At 60.3% G+C, this 16,984-nt stretch carries 15 protein-coding genes; 9 read left to right on the top strand and 6 right to left on the bottom strand.

Going from position 1 to position 16,984, the window contains the following annotated elements:
• Positions 1 to 94 precede the first annotated feature (94 nt).
• The 3 genes from EJA71_RS20690 to betC all read right to left on the bottom strand — a co-directional run bounded on the left by EJA71_RS20690 (position 95) and on the right by betC (position 4,290).
• On the bottom strand, positions 95 to 1,663 hold the full coding sequence (locus EJA71_RS20690) for a SulP family inorganic anion transporter (protein WP_158959424.1): 1,569 nt from the start codon (positions 1,661 to 1,663) through the stop codon (positions 95 to 97).
• 175 nt (positions 1,664 to 1,838) lie between these two features.
• Positions 1,839 to 2,759, bottom strand: coding sequence for a choline ABC transporter substrate-binding protein (gene choX, locus EJA71_RS20685; RefSeq protein ID WP_158959423.1), 921 nt, complete (start codon positions 2,757 to 2,759; stop codon positions 1,839 to 1,841).
• A 16-nt stretch (positions 2,760 to 2,775) separates the two neighbouring features.
• Positions 2,776 to 4,290, bottom strand: coding sequence for a choline-sulfatase (gene betC, locus EJA71_RS20680; protein WP_158959422.1), 1,515 nt, complete (start codon positions 4,288 to 4,290; stop codon positions 2,776 to 2,778).
• Positions 4,291 to 4,404: 114 nt separating this feature from the next.
• Here betC and EJA71_RS20675 point away from each other — a divergent pair, with 114 nt between their 5' ends.
• Positions 4,405 to 5,355: a LysR family transcriptional regulator gene (locus EJA71_RS20675; RefSeq protein ID WP_158959421.1), complete on the top strand. Its 951-nt coding sequence runs from the start codon at positions 4,405 to 4,407 to the stop codon at positions 5,353 to 5,355.
• An 80-nt stretch (positions 5,356 to 5,435) separates the two neighbouring features.
• Here the strand turns inward: EJA71_RS20675 and EJA71_RS20670 are convergent, their stop codons facing one another.
• The gene (locus tag EJA71_RS20670; protein WP_158959420.1) at positions 5,436 to 6,101 is read right to left on the bottom strand and encodes an NAD(P)-dependent oxidoreductase; all 666 of its coding nucleotides are present in this window, start codon (positions 6,099 to 6,101) and stop codon (positions 5,436 to 5,438) included.
• Between the two features lie 81 nt (positions 6,102 to 6,182).
• Here EJA71_RS20670 and EJA71_RS20665 point away from each other — a divergent pair, with 81 nt between their 5' ends.
• Positions 6,183 to 6,509: a DOPA 4,5-dioxygenase family protein gene (locus EJA71_RS20665; protein ID WP_158959419.1), complete on the top strand. Its 327-nt coding sequence runs from the start codon at positions 6,183 to 6,185 to the stop codon at positions 6,507 to 6,509.
• Here EJA71_RS20665 and EJA71_RS20660 read toward each other — a convergent pair whose 3' ends face one another.
• Entirely contained in the window at positions 6,510 to 6,911 is a 402-nt protein-coding gene (locus tag EJA71_RS20660; protein ID WP_158959418.1) for a GFA family protein, read from the bottom strand.
• 322 nt (positions 6,912 to 7,233) lie between these two features.
• On the opposite strand from EJA71_RS20660, the gene EJA71_RS20655 reads away from it, so the two are divergent.
• Entirely contained in the window at positions 7,234 to 8,541 is a 1,308-nt protein-coding gene (locus tag EJA71_RS20655) for a CitMHS family transporter (RefSeq protein ID WP_034152221.1), read from the top strand.
• 85 nt (positions 8,542 to 8,626) lie between these two features.
• Positions 8,627 to 9,394 carry a TerC family protein gene (locus EJA71_RS20650; protein ID WP_158959417.1) on the top strand — a complete coding sequence of 256 codons (768 nt, stop codon included), beginning with the start codon at positions 8,627 to 8,629 and terminating at the stop codon, positions 9,392 to 9,394.
• Between the two features lie 129 nt (positions 9,395 to 9,523).
• Here the strand turns inward: EJA71_RS20650 and EJA71_RS20645 are convergent, their stop codons facing one another.
• The gene (locus tag EJA71_RS20645) at positions 9,524 to 9,889 is read right to left on the bottom strand and encodes a DUF6124 family protein (RefSeq protein ID WP_158959416.1); all 366 of its coding nucleotides are present in this window, start codon (positions 9,887 to 9,889) and stop codon (positions 9,524 to 9,526) included.
• A gap of 663 nt (positions 9,890 to 10,552) precedes the next feature.
• Between EJA71_RS20645 and EJA71_RS20640 the strand changes: the two genes are divergently transcribed.
• The 5 genes from EJA71_RS20640 (at position 10,553) to EJA71_RS20620 (ending at position 16,984) form a co-directional block, all read left to right on the top strand.
• Positions 10,553 to 12,211, top strand: coding sequence for a Na/Pi cotransporter family protein (locus tag EJA71_RS20640; RefSeq protein WP_158959415.1), 1,659 nt, complete (start codon positions 10,553 to 10,555; stop codon positions 12,209 to 12,211).
• A 177-nt stretch (positions 12,212 to 12,388) separates the two neighbouring features.
• Positions 12,389 to 13,768: a pitrilysin family protein gene (locus EJA71_RS20635; RefSeq protein ID WP_158959414.1), complete on the top strand. Its 1,380-nt coding sequence runs from the start codon at positions 12,389 to 12,391 to the stop codon at positions 13,766 to 13,768.
• A gap of 184 nt (positions 13,769 to 13,952) precedes the next feature.
• Positions 13,953 to 14,981, top strand: a complete 1,029-nt coding sequence (locus EJA71_RS20630; protein WP_158959413.1) for a DUF5924 family protein — start codon at positions 13,953 to 13,955, stop codon at positions 14,979 to 14,981.
• Between the two features lie 54 nt (positions 14,982 to 15,035).
• Complete coding sequence (locus tag EJA71_RS20625) at positions 15,036 to 16,184, top strand: ABC transporter permease (RefSeq protein WP_158959412.1); 1,149 nt, start codon at positions 15,036 to 15,038, stop codon at positions 16,182 to 16,184.
• Positions 16,181 to 16,984, top strand: a complete 804-nt coding sequence (locus EJA71_RS20620) for an ABC transporter ATP-binding protein (protein ID WP_123470161.1) — start codon at positions 16,181 to 16,183, stop codon at positions 16,982 to 16,984. Before EJA71_RS20625 ends, EJA71_RS20620 begins: the two co-directional genes overlap by 4 nt.

The following is a 16,984-nucleotide window of genomic DNA, read 5'->3' as shown; positions in this document are numbered from 1 at the left end:
CTCGCGATAGCGGAGTGTCAGTTGATAAGGTTTTATCTGACACTCCGCTATCGCGAGCAGGCTCACTCCTACAGGGTTAGGCGGTGCAATCAGATCAATCCTCAAACCGGATCGGACATTTCTCCGGCCCTTCAAGCTTCCTCAACTCCTCCTCCACCTGCGGCCGCGCCCCGCGCAGCGTCAAACTGCGATGCTGGCTCAACAACCGCCGCGCCTCCTGATGCAGCATCTCCACCCCCGAATAATCGATGAAGTTGATCTGCTGCGCCTCGATTACCACCCGGTCGCCATGCATGCGTTGCAGGCGCACTTGCAGGTAGTGGCTGGCGCCGAAAAAAATCGAGCCGCCGACGCGTAAAACATCATCCTCACCATCACGCCAATGCTGCACGCGCGGTTGCGAGGTGCGCTTGAGGTAGAAGAACAGCGACGCCAGCACACCCGCATAAATCGCCGTTTGCAATTCCAGCAGCAACGTCGCCAGACACGTCAGCGCCATTACCACGAATTCGGCACGGCTGACCCGCAACAACGCCCGAATCCCGCGATGATCTACAAGGCCCCAGGCGATCAACAGAATGCTGCCCGCCATGGCGGGAATCGGAATGTGCGAAATCAGCCCCGCACCGAAAATCGCAAACAACGCCACCCAGATCGCCGAAAAAATCCCCGCCAGCGGCGAGCAGGCGCCCGCCTCGTAACTCAAGCCGGAACGGGTAAACGACCCGGCCGACAGCGAGCCGGAAAAGAACGCCCCGACAATGTTGGATAAGCCCTGCGCCCGCACTTCCTGGTTGGCATCGAGCAACTGCTGCGACCGCGCCGAAATCGAGCGCGCGATCGACAGACTGGTGACCAGCCCGAGCATGCCCACCGCCACGGCGCTCGGCAGCAGACGCAGGATCAAGTCCAGGTCCAGCGGCAACGCACTGAACGGCGGCAAACGCCCAACGAATGCGCTGACCAGATGCACATGGCCGAACATCGCCGGCCACAGCCACACCAGCAGGCTGGCCAAGACTAGGGTTATCAACAGCGTCGGCCAGCGCGGCAGCAATTGTTTCAACGCCACCCCGACGACCACCGTCGCCACACCGAGCAGCAGCGAAGGTTTATCCACAGACCGGAAGTGTTGCAGCAGATCCATCAGGCTCGCCAGCGCCGTAGCCTGCGCCGGCAGGTCCAGCCCCAGCAGGTTCGGCAACTGGCCGATGGCAATCACCACCGCCGCGCCGAGGGTGAAACCCAGCACCACCGAATGCGAGACGAAATTCACCAGCGCGCCGAAGCGCAGCAAACCGAGCAGCCACTGGAAAATCCCGGCGAGGAAGGTCAGCAGCAGGATCAGGGTGATGTAGTCCTGCGATGCCGGCACCGCTAAAGGGCTGACGCTGGCGTACAACACAATTGAAATCGCTGCGGTCGGGCCGCAGATCAAATGCCACGACGAGCCCCACAGGCAAGCGATCAACACCGGGATGATCGCAGCGTAGAGGCCGTATTCAGGTGGGAGACCGGCGATCAGCGCGTAGGCAATCGACTGAGGTAACGCGAGAATCGCACCGCTGAGGCCGACGATCAGATCCCGTCCGACGCTGGCGCGTGTCTGTCGCGGTAGCCAGGTGAGAAAGGGCAAGAGTGAGCGGCGACTGGGGAAGGCCATGGGTCCTCGCGGTTGAAATTTTCAGCTAGGGTATCAGCCCTTCATGCGGATCGTTCCCACGCTCCGCGTGGGAATGCAGCCCCGGACGCTCCGCGTCCCATTCAAAGCCGAACGCGGAGCGTCCGTTGAGACATTCCCACGCAGAGCGTGGGAACGATCATGAGCGCCCGCTAAATCAGAGCTTGGCCTTGACCGCCGCCAACGCATCCTTGCCGTCAGCCGTCTTCACCCCGTCCAGCCATTTATCCAGCACTGCCGGGTTCGCCTTGATCCACGCCTTGGCTGCCTCGGCGTTGGTGATCTTCTTGTTCACCACCTCGGCCATGATGCTGTTCTCCATCTCCTGAGTGAACGAAAGATTGGTCAGCAATTTACCTACATTCGGACAGGCCTCGGCGTAACCCTTGCGGGTCAGCGTAAACACGCTGCCGGTGTCGCCGAAGTATTTCTCGCCACCCTTGAGGTAATGCATCTTCAGTTGCACGTTCATCGGGTGCGGGGTCCAGCCGAGGAAGGTGACGAATTTCTGCTTCTTCACCGCCCGCGACACTTCGGCGAGCATCGCCTGTTCGCTGGACTCGATCAGCTTCCACTGACCCATGTCGAAATCGTTTTTCTTGATGATTTCCTGCAACGAGATATTCGCCGGCGCGCCGGAGCCGATGCCGTAGATCTTCTTGTCGAACTTGTCGGCGTATTTGTTCAGGTCGGAAAAGTTATGCACACCCGCGTCCCACGCGTAGTCGGGCACGGCGAGGGTGAACTCGGTGCCGTCGAGGTTCTTCGCCAGTTGCGTGACATCGCCGGTGGCGACGAACTTGTCGTAGAAGCCCTGCTGCGCCGGCATCCAGTTGCCGAGGAACACATCCACCTGGCCATCCTTCAAACCGCCAAAGGTGATCGGCACCGCGAGGGTGTCGACCTTGGCCTTGTAGCCCATGCCGTCCAGCAGAAACCCGGTGATGGCGTTGGTCGCGGCGATGTCGCTCCAGCCCGGGTCGGCCATTTTCACCGTGTCGCAGCTCTGCTCGGCGAATGCCGAGGCGCTGCTCAGGGCGAGCAGGCCGACCGTCACTACTGTGGATAACTTACGCATGGACTTCCCCTTAACATTATTGGTTTTGGCAGGGTTGTGGATAACGTGCTTTGCGTTCCAGATCATCGAGGTCGATGTGGTTGCGCATGTACTGCTGACTGGCGTCCACCAGCGGCTGGTGATCCCAGCTCTTCAGCTTGCCGATGGTTAACGCGTCGGCAACAAATCGGCGGCGGCGTTGGCTGGCCAGCACTTCCCGATGGATCGCCGGAATGTCCCATTTGGCCCGCGCTTCGGCGAGAAAATCGTCGAACAGCTGGCGATGTTGCGGCGATTGACTGAGTTCTTCCAGTTCGCGCGGATCGTTGCTTACATCGAAGAGTAGGCAAGGGTCGCTTTCACTGTAGATAAATTTGTAGGGGCCGCGACGGATCATCATCAACGGGCTGACGGTGCCTTCGGCCATGTATTCGCCAAACACTTCGTCATGCCCGCCCTGCCCTTGCAGATGAGCGACCAGCGAGCGGCCATCCAGCGGCAGGCCTGGCTCCAATGTGCCCCCGGCCAGTTCAACGAAGGTCGGCAACAGATCGGCAGTCGACACGGCAGCGCTGACCCGGCCGGATTCGAACTGGCCCGGCGCACTGATCAACAGCGGCACGCGGGCGGCCATCTCGTACCAGTGCATTTTGTACCAGAGACCTTTCTCGCCGAGCATGTCGCCGTGGTCACCGGAGAACACGATGATGGTGTCATCGATCAGCCCGGTTTCTTCGAGGGTTTGCAGAAGTTTGCCGACGTTGGCGTCGATATAGCTGCACGCACCGAAGTAAGCCCGCCGCGCATCGCGAATTTTATCCACAGGCAGCGGCTTGTCCCACAGGTCGTAAACCTTGAGCAGTCGCTGCGAGTGTGGATCGAGTTCGTGTTGATCCGGCGTTGTAGGCAAAGGGATATCGGCATCGTCGTACAAATCCCAGAACGCCTTGGGAATCGTGTACGGGTCGTGTGGGTGGGTCATCGACACGGTCAGGCAGAACGGCTGATCGCCATCCTCGCGGATGTGATCGAACAGATATTGCTGCGCCTTGAACACCACTTCTTCATCGAAATCGAGTTGGTTGGTGCGCACGCACGGCCCGGCCTGCAGCACTGAAGACATGTTGTGATACCAGGTCGGCCGCACGTCCGGCTCATCCCAATTTACCGCCCAGCCGTAGTCGGCGGGATAGATGTCGCTGGTCAGGCGTTCTTCATAGCCGTGCAACTGATCGGGGCCACAGAAATGCATCTTGCCCGACAGCGCAGTGCGGTAGCCGAGACGGCGCAAGTAATGGGCGTAAGTCGGCACATCGGCAGGGAAATCGGCGGCGTTATCATAGGCGCCGATCTTGCTCGGCAACTGTCCGCTGACCAGGGTAAACCGCGACGGCGCGCACAATGGGCTGTTGCAGTAAGCGGCGTCGAACACCACGCCTTGTTCGGCGAGGCGGGAAAGATTCGGCAGTTTGATCGGCGAAGGGCCGTAGAAAGGCAACATTGGCGCGGCCATCTGATCGGCCATGATGAAAAGAATATTCTTGCGCTTCATGTGATCGCGGCATTCCATAGTGAATATTTATGCGACATTGCAGCGACCGAGCATGGAGTCCATGCTGTGTCGGGTAAAGCCCGTGCCGGGCAATGACTAGGATAAGCACAGCTTATGTATGAAGCCTTGGGTGATCTGTCCCTCGACCTGTTGCGCGCCTTCGAAGCGGCGGCGCGACATCGCAGTTTTACCGCCGCGTCGGTTGAATTGGGCACCACGCAACCGGCGATCAGCCAGCAGATCAAACGGCTGGAAGAACAACTCGGCACGCGCTTGTTTGATCGCATCTACCGGGGCATCGAACTGACTGAAGTCGGTGCGATCCTGTTCGAGCAAGTTACCCTCGGTTTGCAGAATATCGACGCCGGATTGAGCGCGATCAGCGCACAGCAGCAACATGAGGTGCTGCAAGTCGCCACCGATTTCGCCTTCGCCGCCTATTGGCTGATGCCGCGTTTGCACCGCTTCCATGAGGCCAATCCCCACGTCGATGTCAGCCTTGTTACCAGCGAGCGCAATCACAACATGCTGCGTACGGATATCGATGTAGCGATCCTGTTCGGCGATGGGCGTTTCAAGCAGGGCGAGAGTCACTGGTTGTTCAGCGAAGAAGTGTTCCCGGTGTGCAGTCCGCAGTTGCTCAAGGATCGAGCAACGCCCCTGCCCGCTCCCGCATTAATGGACTTACCGCTGCTGCATCTGCGCGGGGAAAACAGCAGCAATTGGTTCGACTGGAGCGGTCTGTTCCGCGAATTGGGCATCACCACCCCGCCAGCGCCGGGGCAATTGCGTTTCGACAATTACACGCTTTTGATTCAAGCGGCGATTGGCGGCCAAGGTGTGGCGATCGGCTGGCGGCACCTTGTGGATAACTTGCTGACCCAGGGTTTGCTCTGTCGGCCGATTGCCGAAACCACGCTGTCGCGTTTGGGCTATTACGTGGTGTTGCCCCAGCGCAAACGGCGCGGGGCATTGATTCAACAGTTTGTCGATTGGTTGATGGCGGAACAGGCGAGCAGCGCCGAATCACTCAATGGACTCGCACTGCCATCGATCGCGGTTTGAGGATCAAAAGATCGCAGCCTGCGGCAGCTCCTACATTTGGAACGCGGTCTCCTGGAGGAGCTGCCGAAGGCTGCGATCTTTTACGAATCTGCAGCCGCGACAAAATTCACATGCTGCCCAACATGCAGATTCAACCGCAGCTCATCGGCAATCCCCACCGCTACCCGGTTCAATCGCTCCAGCGGTTCGGCCAGCCCCGGCTCCAGATTGCCGCCGACCTGGCTGAAATGCTCAATCGTCAGCCCCGCCACACCGTGCGGGGCATTGACCAACGTCCACTGCAGCGGACTGCTCTGCAGCGCTTCGCGAATTTCCTCGGCGGCGTGGCGTTGCAGGCGATCATCCAGGTCCGGCTCATCGAGCACGGCAAAATCGCCCACCAGAAACAGCCGCGACACATTGGCCAATTGCAGGCCGTCGACCAACGCATCGACCGCCAGCACCTGTTCAACCGGGCCGAGCACGATGGAGCGTTCGACGTGATCGCTGCTGAACGGCAACCCCGGCGCGTCCAACAGGCAAATCACTGCCGAGCTTCCCGCTACGCTTTGATTGACCCGCTCGACATCGAACAGATCACCACTTTTAGTACGCAGACCCGGACGCGGCGCGAGTGCGGTCAAATCGTCGAGGATGGCGATGACTTCATGCTGGCGGCGCAGCAACTCAGCCATCAACGCACCGCCCAGGCTGGCCATGGCACCATAGAGCACCACTTTCACCGTTGGGGTTTCGGCATTTTTCATGGCTGTTTTCCTTATTTTTGTCCTATATGGCGTGTGACGATGGAAAACGCCGAGGGTTCGAATCGATTCAGAGGGTTTCAGATGCAAGCGATCAAGGGCTACCACGCCCACGTCTATTTCGACGCCGACACCATCGATCAAGCGCGCGGCTTATGTGAACAAGCCGCGCAGTTGTTTCCACTGAAAATGGGCCGCGTCCACGAACGCCCGGTCGGCCCGCACCCGGACTGGAGCTGCCAATTGGCTTTCGGCCCGGAGCTGATCAGCGATGTGCTGCCGTGGCTGGCGCTCAATCGCCAAGGTTTGGTGGTTTTTCTTCACCCGGACACTGGTGATGATTTGCTCGACCACACCGAACACGCGATCTGGATGGGCGCGATTCGGCCGCTGAATTTGTCTGTTTTTTGATCACAGCGTTTCTTCGGCTTCGCCCGGCAAATGCTCGTCCAGATGCAGCCACGGCAACTGACTGTCCGTCCAGATATGCCGCTCGGCGGTTGCCAGCTCAGGCTGATCAAGGGTGGCGATGGTCACGTCGATACTGTCGGGGCTGAGCAACGTGATCAGTGCCAGTTGCGCGCCGCAGTTCGGGCAGAAGAACCGCGCGCAACTCTGCGACGAGTCATAACGCGACGGCGTCCCGGCCAACCATTGGAAATTCGCTGCGGGAACGGTGATCCACGTCGTGACAATCCCGCCGCTGACCTTGCGGCAAATCGAACAATGGCAATGGGCGATGTCGTGCAACGGCCCGCTGAACTGATAACGAATGTGTCCGCAATGGCAGCCGCCGCGGTGCAATTGGCGCATGGCTGAAGTCCTCCCGCCCGTATTCATTGACTCGAATTCGCATCCGACGGTCGGTTGACCGTTCATTCAAAGCTTTCTACAGCGAAAGGTAGCTGAAAGCTTCCCCGATTAGGATCGCCTCACTTCCGGCAACAGACCGGTCGGCCAATGCGTGTGATGCCTCGCACGAACGGCCCAATTAACAACAACAATGGTGATTCTTATGTCCTCTGTAGCCCGCCTTCTCGCTCTGACTCCGCCCGTACGCCTCGTGCTTCCCGTTCTGCGCTGATCCCGCCCGATCCGCTCACTCAACTAGCCGCGCTACGCCTGGAGTATTCCCATGCTGACTTTCCTTGGCTTCGCCATGGTCATCACGTTCATGTTCCTGATCATGACCAAGCGCCTGTCCGCGCTGATCGCTCTGATCATCATCCCGATCGTCTTCGCCCTGTTCGGCGGTTTCGCGCCGAAGATCGGCCCGATGATGCTCGAAGGCATCACCAAGCTTGCGCCGACCGGCGTGATGCTGATGTTTGCCATTCTCTACTTCGCGTTGATGATCGACTCCGGCCTGTTCGACCCGGCCGTGCGCAAGATCCTCAAACTGGTCAAGGGTGACCCGCTGAAGGTGTCGGTCGGCACCGCCGTCCTGGCGCTGGTGGTTTCCCTCGATGGTGACGGCGCGACCACTTACATGATCTGCGTGGCCGCCATGCTGCCGCTGTACAGCCGCATCGGCATGAGCCCGCGGATCATGGCCGGCCTGATCATCCTCGCCGGCGGCGTGATGAACATGACCCCGTGGGGCGGCCCGACCGCCCGTGCGGCGAGTGCGCTGCATGTCGATCCGTCGGACATTTTCGTGCCGATGATCCCGGCGATGGCTGCCGGCGTGGTGGCGATCCTGCTGATTGCCTACTTCTACGGTAAACGTGAGCGTGCGCGTCTCGGTGAACTGCATCTTGCCGGTGACGAGATCGACCACAGCGAAATCAGCGTCTCGCAATTCCCGGATGCGCGTCGTCCGAAGTTGATCTGGTTCAACGGCGCGTTGACCTTCGGCCTGATGTGCACCCTGATCGCCGGCCTGCTGCCGCTGCCGGTGCTGTTCATGGTGGCGTTCAGTATCGCCATGATCGTCAACTACCCTTGCCTGCAGATGCAGAAGGATCGCGTCGCGGCTCACGCCGGTAGCGTGCTGGCAGTGGTCGGACTGATCTTTGCCGCCGGTATCTTCACCGGTATCCTGTCGGGCACCGGCATGGTCGATGCGATGTCGAAAAGCCTGTTGGCGGTGATTCCGGATTTCCTCGGCCCGTACCTGGCGGTGATCACGGCGCTGGTGAGCATGCCGTTCACCTTCTTCATGTCCAACGACGCGTTCTACTATGGCGTGTTGCCGGTGTTGGCCGAAGCCGCCAGCCACTATGGGATCACCGCAGTGGAAATGGCCCGTGCCTCGATCGTCGGTCAGCCCGTCCACTTGCTGAGCCCGTTGGTGCCGTCGACCTATCTGTTGGTGGCGCTGGCCGGTATTGATTTCGGTGACCACCAGCGTTTCACCCTGAAATGGGCGATCCTGGTGTGCATCTGCATCCTGATTGCTGCACTGCTGTTGGGGACTTTCCCGGTGTTCAGCACTCTATAAGCCCAAGACTCACCGTTTCGGGTCCTGGCTTCGCGGTTTGAAGCCCGGACCTTTTTCGGTTTAACAATTGCTCAAAGGAATACACATGGAATGGCTGACCAACCCCGAAATCTGGGTTGCCTTCTTCACCCTGACCGCCCTGGAAATCGTCCTCGGCATCGATAACATCATCATGATTTCGATCCTCGTCAGCCGCATGCCTAAACACATGCAGCAGCGCACCCGGATCTTCGGTCTTGGCCTGGCCATGATCACCCGCATCCTGTTGCTGCTGTCGATCACCTGGGTCATGCGCCTCACCGCCGACCTGTTCGAAGTGTTCGGCCAGGGCATTTCCGGTCGCGACCTGATCCTGTTCTTCGGTGGCCTGTTCCTGCTGTGGAAGAGCTCGCAAGAGATGTACCACGCGCTCGAAGGCGAAGACGAAAGCGACGACACCCCCGGCGGCAAGGGCGGCAACTTCCTCTACACGATTATCCAGATTGCGATCATCGACATCGTGTTCTCGCTGGATTCGGTGATCACCGCAGTGGGCATGGTTTCCCACGTGCCGGTGATGGTCGCGGCGATTGTCGTGGCGGTGCTGGTGATGATGCTGGCCTCGGGCAAGATCAGCGAATTCATCGACAAGCACCCGTCGCTGAAAATGCTCGCGCTGTCGTTCCTGCTGGTGGTCGGTACGGTGCTGATTGCCGAGTCGTTCGACGTGCATGTGCCGAAAGGCTACGTCTACTTCGCCATGGCGTTCTCGCTGGCGGTTGAGGCGATCAACATCAAACTGCGCGGCGCGATGGCCCGCAAGAAGAAACAGCAAGACCCGGTGAAACTGCGCAAGGACGTACCGGGCCAATAATCCGGTAGTCCAGCAGCAATACAAAACCTGTGGGAGCTGGCTTGCCAGCGATAGCGTCGGGTCAGCGACATGAATGTTTGCTGACCGGACGCCATCGCTGGCAAGCCAGGCTCCCACAGGTTTTTGTGTTTATGCAGGAGGCACAAGGTTGTCGAGGACGCGATTCACCGCCAACTCCCCCAACATGATCACCTGCGCAATCCCCAGCAACGAACTGCGCTGCGGCCCGTCGATAAACCCCGCCAGATCACTGGCCATGATGCCCGCCGACGCCAGTGATTCGCAGGCGTGCACCAACAGGGTTTCGTTATCCACGGCGGGATCGATGAGGAAGATGTTGCTGGGCCTGCGCGTTGCGGCGGGGTCTTGTTTGAGGCCGGGACAGAGGTAGAAATCGAGGGCGCGGTCGGCGGCTTCTTTCATGCGTTGGGCTTCGAGGGCGGGGTCGTGCGGTGCTGGATCGGTGTCCGGGGGATCTGGTGTGATTTTTGTCATATTCAGCTGCTCCATAAATGAAGCCGCGGCCGTTCTCTACTAAAAGAAGGGAGGCGGCTGTACGCAGGTTAGTAGACCGGGGAGCTAGCGTTTCCGGCGCACCCGAAGGTGCCCTGCGGACAACCGCCATCAAGTGCAGGCATCAAACCTGACTGAACGGTGCTTGCGCACACACTAGCGACCCGGGCTACTAATCCCGACCACTGATAAGCAGTGGCCAGCCAACGATAGAACCCCGCCCCAAAGCGCACAAGCCGGCGGATTCTGGCGTAGCCGTAGGCAACGGCGCAAGGTTTTGTAGCCTTTCGGACGTAACACCGCATGTGCTTAAACACCCCGCAAAATCCGCGTTTAACACCCTCCAAGACATCACCACAAATCCTGTGAGAGCTGGCTTGCCAGCGATAACGGAATAACAGCCAACATCAATGTCGGCAGTGCCGCCGTCATCGCTGGCAAGCCAGCTCCCACAGGGATTTGTGGTGATTGTGGAAGGGCGTGGATGAAGTGCTTTTCATGACACTTTTGTTTCAATCCACTCTTTAGCTGTGCAATGCTGGCGCCCAGTCCGTTAGCCAACTACAGCTTAAGTATCAAAAACGTAGAAACCGCGCGGTACCGTCAACTTGCTCCTCTGGGGCGCTGCTCATACAGGGGGTTTGCATGCTCACCCTGCTCAATCTGCTTTCCGCCGTGGCCTTGCTGATCTGGGGCACGCACATCGTTCGAACCGGCATCCTGCGGGTGTACGGCACCAATCTGCGCCATGTGATCGGCCAGAACATGTCCAAGCGCTGGCTCGCGTTCGTTGCCGGCATCGTCGTGACCGCGATGGTGCAGAGCAGCAACGCTACAGCCATGCTCGTCACTTCCTTCGTCGGCCAGGGCTTGATGGCGCTGACCCCGGCGCTGGCGACCATGCTCGGCGCTGACGTCGGTACCGCGCTGATGGCGCGGGTGCTGACGTTCGACTTGTCGTGGCTGTCGCCGCTGCTGATCTTTCTCGGGGTGATTTTCTTTCTGTCGCGCAAACAGACGCGGCTCGGGCAGATGGGCCGGGTGTCGATCGGGCTCGGGCTGATCATTCTCGCGCTGCAATTGATTGTCGAGGCCGCCGCACCGATCACCCACGCCCAAGGGGTGAAGGTGATTTTCGCCTCGCTGACCGGCGACATCCTCCTCGACGCCTTGGTCGGCGCGTTGTTCGCGATGATTTCCTATTCCAGCCTCGCCGCCGTGCTGCTCACCGCGACCCTCGCTGGCGCCAGCGTGATCAGCCTGCCGGTGGCGATCGGTCTGGTGATCGGCGCCAACATCGGCAGCGGCATTCTTGCGTTTATGAGCACCAGCATGCAGAACGCCGCTGGCCGGCAAGTGGCGCTGGGCAGTCTGTTGTACAAACTGATCGGCCTGCTGCTGATCATCCCGGTGCTCGACCCGCTGGTGCACTGGATCGACAGCCTCGATTTCAGTCCGCAGGAAATGGTCATCGGCTTCCACCTGCTCTACAACACCGCGCGTTGCCTGATTCTGCTGCCAAGCGTTGGGCCGATGGCGCGGCTGTGTGCGTGGCTGCTGCCGGAGCGCCCGGAGGTCAATGGCACGGCGAAACCACGGCATCTCGACGCTACTGCGCTGGTCACTCCGAGTCTGGCACTGGCCAACGCCGCGCGGGAAACCCTGCGCATGGGCGATCTGCTGGAGAACATGCTCGACGCCACCCTCGATGTGTTGCGCGGCAAGCAGACCGCCATCACCCAGGAAATGCGCCGGCTGACCGACGACGTTGAATCGCTGTACAGCGCGATCAAGCTGTACCTGGCGCAGATGCCCCGCGAGGATCTCGGCGAGCAGGACAGTCGACGCTGGGCCGAGATCATCGAATTGGCGATCAATCTGAAACTGGCCGCCGACCTGATCGAACGCATGCTGCGCAAGATCCAGCAGCAAAAGACTTCGCAGCGCCGCTCGTTTTCCGAGGAAGGTCTGGAGGATTTGGCCGGGTTGCAGCAGCAGTTGATCGCTAACCTGCGTTTGGGCCTGTCGGTATTTCTCAGTGGCGACCGGGAAAGCGCTCGCCAGTTGCTGCGTGAGAAACGCCGTTTCCGCGCACAGGAACGCCGTTTGGCTCATGCCCATGTCAGCCGTTTGCAACGCAAGATCGTGCAGAGTATCGAGACCAGTTCGCTGCATCTTGAGTTGATTGCTGACATGAAACGCTTGAATTCGCTGTTTTGCGGCAGTGCCTATGTGGTGCTGGAAACGGCGGACACCGGGGCGCTGCCGGCGGATGATATTGCCGACATCACGCATTCGCCTTGAACGTCTGGGGCTGGGGTCAGTCAGTAACACAGAGTTCAGTCTCAAGGTCCTCATCGCTGGCAAGCCAGCTCCCACAGGGTTCTGTGAGCGCCGAAAATCCTTGTGGGAGCTGGCTTGCCAGCGATGGGGCCCTGACTGACGACACGGATCTCCAAATCAGCCGTATGGAAGCCTGTTATGCGTTGCCTGTTGTTCGCCTGTCTGTTGCTCGGTTCCCTGCCCGCCTTTGCCCTGGATCGCTTTCAGGTCGAAGGCTATGCGCTGCCCAACGGTTTGCAGTTGCTGCTCAAACCCGGCACCGAGCGTGGGCATGTGGCGATCCGTTTGGTGGTCGGCGTGGGGCTCGATGACTTCGATTGCGATGACAAAGAGCTGCCGCACCTGCTCGAACATCTGCTGTTCAGCGGCATCGACGCCACTGGCGAAGGTGGTTTAGAGGAGCGCATGCAGGCGCTGGGCGGCGACTGGAATGCCTTCACCAGCAATGCCGATACCACATTTGTTATCGAAGCCCCGGCGAAAAACCAGCGCAAGGTCCTCGACCTGCTCCTCGACCTGCTCACGCAAACGCGCATCGACGACAACGCCATCAATGCTGCCAAACGCGTGGTCGAGCGCGAGGACGGCGGCCATTACACACGTCTGCAGCGCTTTCTTGACCGCCAGGATCTCGGCCATACCGCGAGCAATCAGCTCGCCGTCGAGCTGGGTCTGAAATGCCCGCAACGCGCCGAGGTCGGCCATTTGACCCAGGAACAACTGGAGAAGGTGCGCAAGGCTTGGTACGCGCCGAACAACATGACCCTGATCGTCGTCGGTGAACTCGACAAACTGCTGCCGGCCTATCTGGAACGCACCTGGGGCGCGCTCGAAGCGGTCGACCCGAGCGAGCATCGGCCGCTGCCGGACATCCGCACCAGTGCCGCCCATGAGCGCACCCTCACCCGTGGTTTCATCGGCGACAGCGCCAAGCTGCACTGGCTGGTGCCGGAGCCGGTGATCGACGATCAATACGACCAGACCTTCGACATCCTCAAGGATTACCTCGACTGGGCGCTGTATCGGCAGATCCGCCTCAACCACGGGTTGTCCTACGGGCCGTGGGCCGAGCGCGAAGTGTTTGGTGGCGTCGGCTTCATGAGCCTGAACGCCGATCTGGATCGTGATGACGTCGACGAAGCCATTCAGGTGCTGGAAGACCTGAAGGCCGATCTACTGAAAAACGGCCTCGATCCGTCCACGTTTGCCCGGATCAAACAAGCTTCCATCGCCCATCAGGCGTGGGCGGTGCAGGGTAATAGCGCCATGGCGGATTATTACTGGAGCGCGCTCGGCGACTACGAGGACGGCCGCTTCGCCAACCCGGCGCGGGAGCTGCAAGGCGTGACGCTGGAAGCGGCGAACAAGGCCATGCGTGAGTTGCTGTTGCAGCCGGGGTATTTGCGCATTGAAAAGCCGTTGATCAGTGATGATCAGGTGTTGTGGTTGAGTGCGGGTGGTTTGGGCTTACTGCTGCTCATCCTGATCGGCTGGCGTTTGCATCGTAAGCGGGGTTGAAGATCAAAAGATCGCAGCCTTCGGCAGCTCCTACAGGAGGTTGCATTCCAAATGTAGGAGCTGCCGAAGGCTGCGATCTTTTGAGGCCCTGAAATACACCGAATAAGTGACCGGCAGCCTCGCCACATCGCCTGGCGGGCGCTACTCTGTCGAGGATTTTTCCTACAGCGTTGTGAACCCCGACATGCCGAAAATACAGCTCCTGATCCAGCGCATTCTCGAACTGATGAAGCGCTATCCCGGGGTCATTGCGCTCGGCGGTTTTATTTCCGGGGTCGGCAGTTTCATCATGGTCGACCGTCAGCAAGGGCTGGCGAGCTGGATCACCGTGATCATGCTGCTCAGCTGGATCTGGCTGATGCTGGAAAACACCCTCACCGGCCTCTTCACCCGCGTGTTCAAACGCGAAATCCCGCAGCCGCTGCTGCGTTACGCGACGCAGATGATCCATCAGGAAAGCCTGTTTTTCGTCCTGCCGTTCTTCTTCATCACCACGACGTGGAACAGCGGCCAGTTGTTCTTCACCGGCCTGCTCAGCGTCGCGGCACTGATCTCCATCGTCGATCCGCTTTATTACAAATGGCTGGCGCCCCGGCGCTGGGCGTTTCTGGCGTTGCACACCCTGACCTTGTTCGCCGCGCTGCTCACCGCATTGCCGGTGATCATGCACCTGACCACCTCGCAGAGCTTCAAATGGGCGCTGGGCATTGCCGTGCTGTTGTCGTTCCCGAGTCTGGCCTCGATCTTCCCGATCCGCACGGTGCGCAACGCCTTGGCGATCCTGTGCATCACCGTCGGCATTGGTGGCGTCGGCTGGGCGCTGCGTTCGTGGGTGCCGCCGGCAACGTTGTGGATGACCGACGTGGCGATCAGTACGCAAATGCAGGATCGCACCCCCGGCGCCAGTCTCGACGAAGTCAGCGCCGAGCAGATCCGCAACGGCGGGCTCTACGCCTACACCGCGATCAACGCGCCGCGTGGGCTCGATGAGCGGATTTATCACGTCTGGCAGTTCAACGGCAAAGAGGTCGACCGCATTCCGCTCGACATCCACGGCGGGCGCAAGGAAGGCTACCGCGCGTGGACGCACAAACAGAACTTCCCCGGTAACCCGGCGGGTAAATGGCAAGTGCGGGTGCTGACCGAGGATGGCCAGGTGATCGGCGTGCTGCGCTTCGAAATCACGGACAGCACAGCGATCAAAGAAAAGTAATCCGGTTCGTGCTATTACGTTAGTTCGCATAAAGGCCGAACAAGCACGGAGCTTATGACCAGCAGCTCGATCAGCGGCAATGCCCAACTGGACACGTCGATCAGCCCTGCCCGCTTGCGGGTCACCGGGGACTGGACGCTTGCCCATTACGCCGAGCTCAAGACCCTGAGCGAAAAGCTTCGCGGCCAGTACGACACCAATACTCAAATTGACCTCAACAGCCTCGGCGCCCTCGACACTGCTGGCGCGTCGTTGCTGGTCGAACTGCTCGGCTCCGAGCGCCTCGGCAAATCCGCCGAACACCCCGATTGCACCTTGACCTCCGCCGACCGTGCGCTGCTGCAAACCGTGTACTGCTCGATGAGCGATTTCTGCGTGCCGATCAAGGAACCGGAAATCAGCGTCAGCGTGCAGTTGCTCACGCGCATCGGCCGCGCCGTCGACACCGTTTGGCAAGACACCCTGCAGTTGCTCGGTTTCGTCGGCCTGATTCTGGAAACCATCGCTCGCAACCTGTTCCGGCCCAAGCGCTGGCGCATCACGCCGATGATCGCGCACATCGAACAGACCGGCCTCGACGCCGCGCCAATTGTGGCGCTGCTGACCTTTCTGGTCGGCGCGGTGGTGGCGTTTCTTGGCGCGACGGTGCTGGCCAGTTTTGGCGCGACGATTTTTACCGTGGACCTGGTGGGCTTCTCGTTCCTGCGCGAGTTCGGCGTGCTGCTCACGGCGATCTTGATGGCTGGGCGCACCGCCAGTGCTTTCACTGCGCAGATCGGCTCTATGAAGGCCAACGAAGAAATCGACGCGATCCGCACCCTCGGCCTCGACCCGATGGAGTTGCTGGTGGTGCCGCGTGTGCTGGCGATGCTGGTGGCGCTGCCGATGCTGACGTTTCTGGCGATGCTCTGCGGGATCATTGGTGGCGGCGTGGTCTGCGCAGTGTCGCTGGATATCTCGCCGGCGATGTTCCTGACGTTGTTGCAGTCGGACATCGGTGTTCAGCACTTTCTGGTCGGCTTGGTGAAGGCGCCGATCTTCGCCTTCATCATCGCCGCGATTGGTTGCCTGGAAGGCTTCAAGGTCAGCGGCAGCGCCGAGTCGGTCGGCGCCCACACGACGTCCGCCGTGGTCCAATCGATTTTCGTGGTGATCGTGCTCGACGCGGTGGCCGCACTGTTCTTCATGGAGATGGGCTGGTGAGTCGTCTACCCCGCGCGCCCTCGGAGGCGGTGATCGAAGTCCGAGGCTTGTGCAATCGCTTCGGCAGCCAAAGCGTGCACGAGAGCCTCGATCTGGATTTGTACAAAGGCGAAATCCTCGCCGTGGTCGGCGGTTCCGGCAGCGGCAAATCGGTGCTGCTGCGCAGCATTGTCGGTTTGCGCCGGCCCAGCGAAGGCATGGTTAAAGTCTTCGGCAAGAACCTGCCGAGCCTCTCCGAGCATGAGCGCTCGCTGGTCGAACGACGTTTCGGCGTACTGTTCCAGAAAGGCGCGCTGTTTTCCTCGCTGACGGTCACCGAGAACGTCGCCCTGCCCCTCATTGAACACGCCGGCCTGAGCCGCAACGATGCCGAGCACCTGGCTGCGGTGAAGCTGGCGCTGGCCGGGCTGCCGCTGTCGGCGGCAGACAAATACCCGGCGTCGCTGTCCGGCGGCATGATCAAGCGCGCCGCGCTGGCGCGGGCGTTGGCGCTGGATCCGGACATCCTGTTTCTCGACGAACCCACCGCCGGCCTCGATCCGATTGGCGCGGCGCAGTTCGATCAACTGATCCTGACCCTGCGCGATGCCCTCGGCCTCAGCGTGTTTCTGGTGACCCACGACCTCGACACGCTCTACACGATCACCGACCGCGTGGCGGTGCTGGCGCAGAAGAAGGTGCTGGTCGCCGGCCCTATCGACGTCGTTTCGGAAACCGACGACGCGTGGATTCACGAATATTTCCACGGCCCGCGCGGCCGCTCGGCGCTGGACGCCGCCAAATTGCTCAACGAGGTCTGA

This window comes from Pseudomonas sp. PB106 (assembly GCF_009764645.1).
Lineage (GTDB): Bacteria > Pseudomonadota > Gammaproteobacteria > Pseudomonadales > Pseudomonadaceae > Aquipseudomonas.
Note: the sequence above shows the minus strand (reverse complement) of the source record. Positions and strands in the feature narration are given on the sequence as shown.

Bases quoted from the DNA above. Each gene is read 5' to 3' on its own strand.
- EJA71_RS20690 (WP_158959424.1), bottom strand. From the start codon at position 1,663: ATGGCCTTCCCCAGTCGCCGCTCACTCTTGCCCTTTCTCACCTGGCTA.
- choX (WP_158959423.1), bottom strand. From the start codon at position 2,759: ATGCGTAAGTTATCCACAGTAGTGACGGTCGGCCTGCTCGCCCTGAGC.
- betC (WP_158959422.1), bottom strand. From the start codon at position 4,290: ATGAAGCGCAAGAATATTCTTTTCATCATGGCCGATCAGATGGCCGCG.
- EJA71_RS20675 (WP_158959421.1), top strand. From the start codon at position 4,405: ATGTATGAAGCCTTGGGTGATCTGTCCCTCGACCTGTTGCGCGCCTTC.
- EJA71_RS20670 (WP_158959420.1), bottom strand. From the start codon at position 6,101: ATGAAAAATGCCGAAACCCCAACGGTGAAAGTGGTGCTCTATGGTGCC.
- EJA71_RS20665 (WP_158959419.1), top strand. From the start codon at position 6,183: ATGCAAGCGATCAAGGGCTACCACGCCCACGTCTATTTCGACGCCGAC.
- EJA71_RS20660 (WP_158959418.1), bottom strand. From the start codon at position 6,911: ATGCGCCAATTGCACCGCGGCGGCTGCCATTGCGGACACATTCGTTAT.
- EJA71_RS20655 (WP_034152221.1), top strand. From the start codon at position 7,234: ATGCTGACTTTCCTTGGCTTCGCCATGGTCATCACGTTCATGTTCCTG.
- EJA71_RS20650 (WP_158959417.1), top strand. From the start codon at position 8,627: ATGGAATGGCTGACCAACCCCGAAATCTGGGTTGCCTTCTTCACCCTG.
- EJA71_RS20645 (WP_158959416.1), bottom strand. From the start codon at position 9,889: ATGACAAAAATCACACCAGATCCCCCGGACACCGATCCAGCACCGCAC.
- EJA71_RS20640 (WP_158959415.1), top strand. From the start codon at position 10,553: ATGCTCACCCTGCTCAATCTGCTTTCCGCCGTGGCCTTGCTGATCTGG.
- EJA71_RS20635 (WP_158959414.1), top strand. From the start codon at position 12,389: ATGCGTTGCCTGTTGTTCGCCTGTCTGTTGCTCGGTTCCCTGCCCGCC.
- EJA71_RS20630 (WP_158959413.1), top strand. From the start codon at position 13,953: ATGCCGAAAATACAGCTCCTGATCCAGCGCATTCTCGAACTGATGAAG.
- EJA71_RS20625 (WP_158959412.1), top strand. From the start codon at position 15,036: ATGACCAGCAGCTCGATCAGCGGCAATGCCCAACTGGACACGTCGATC.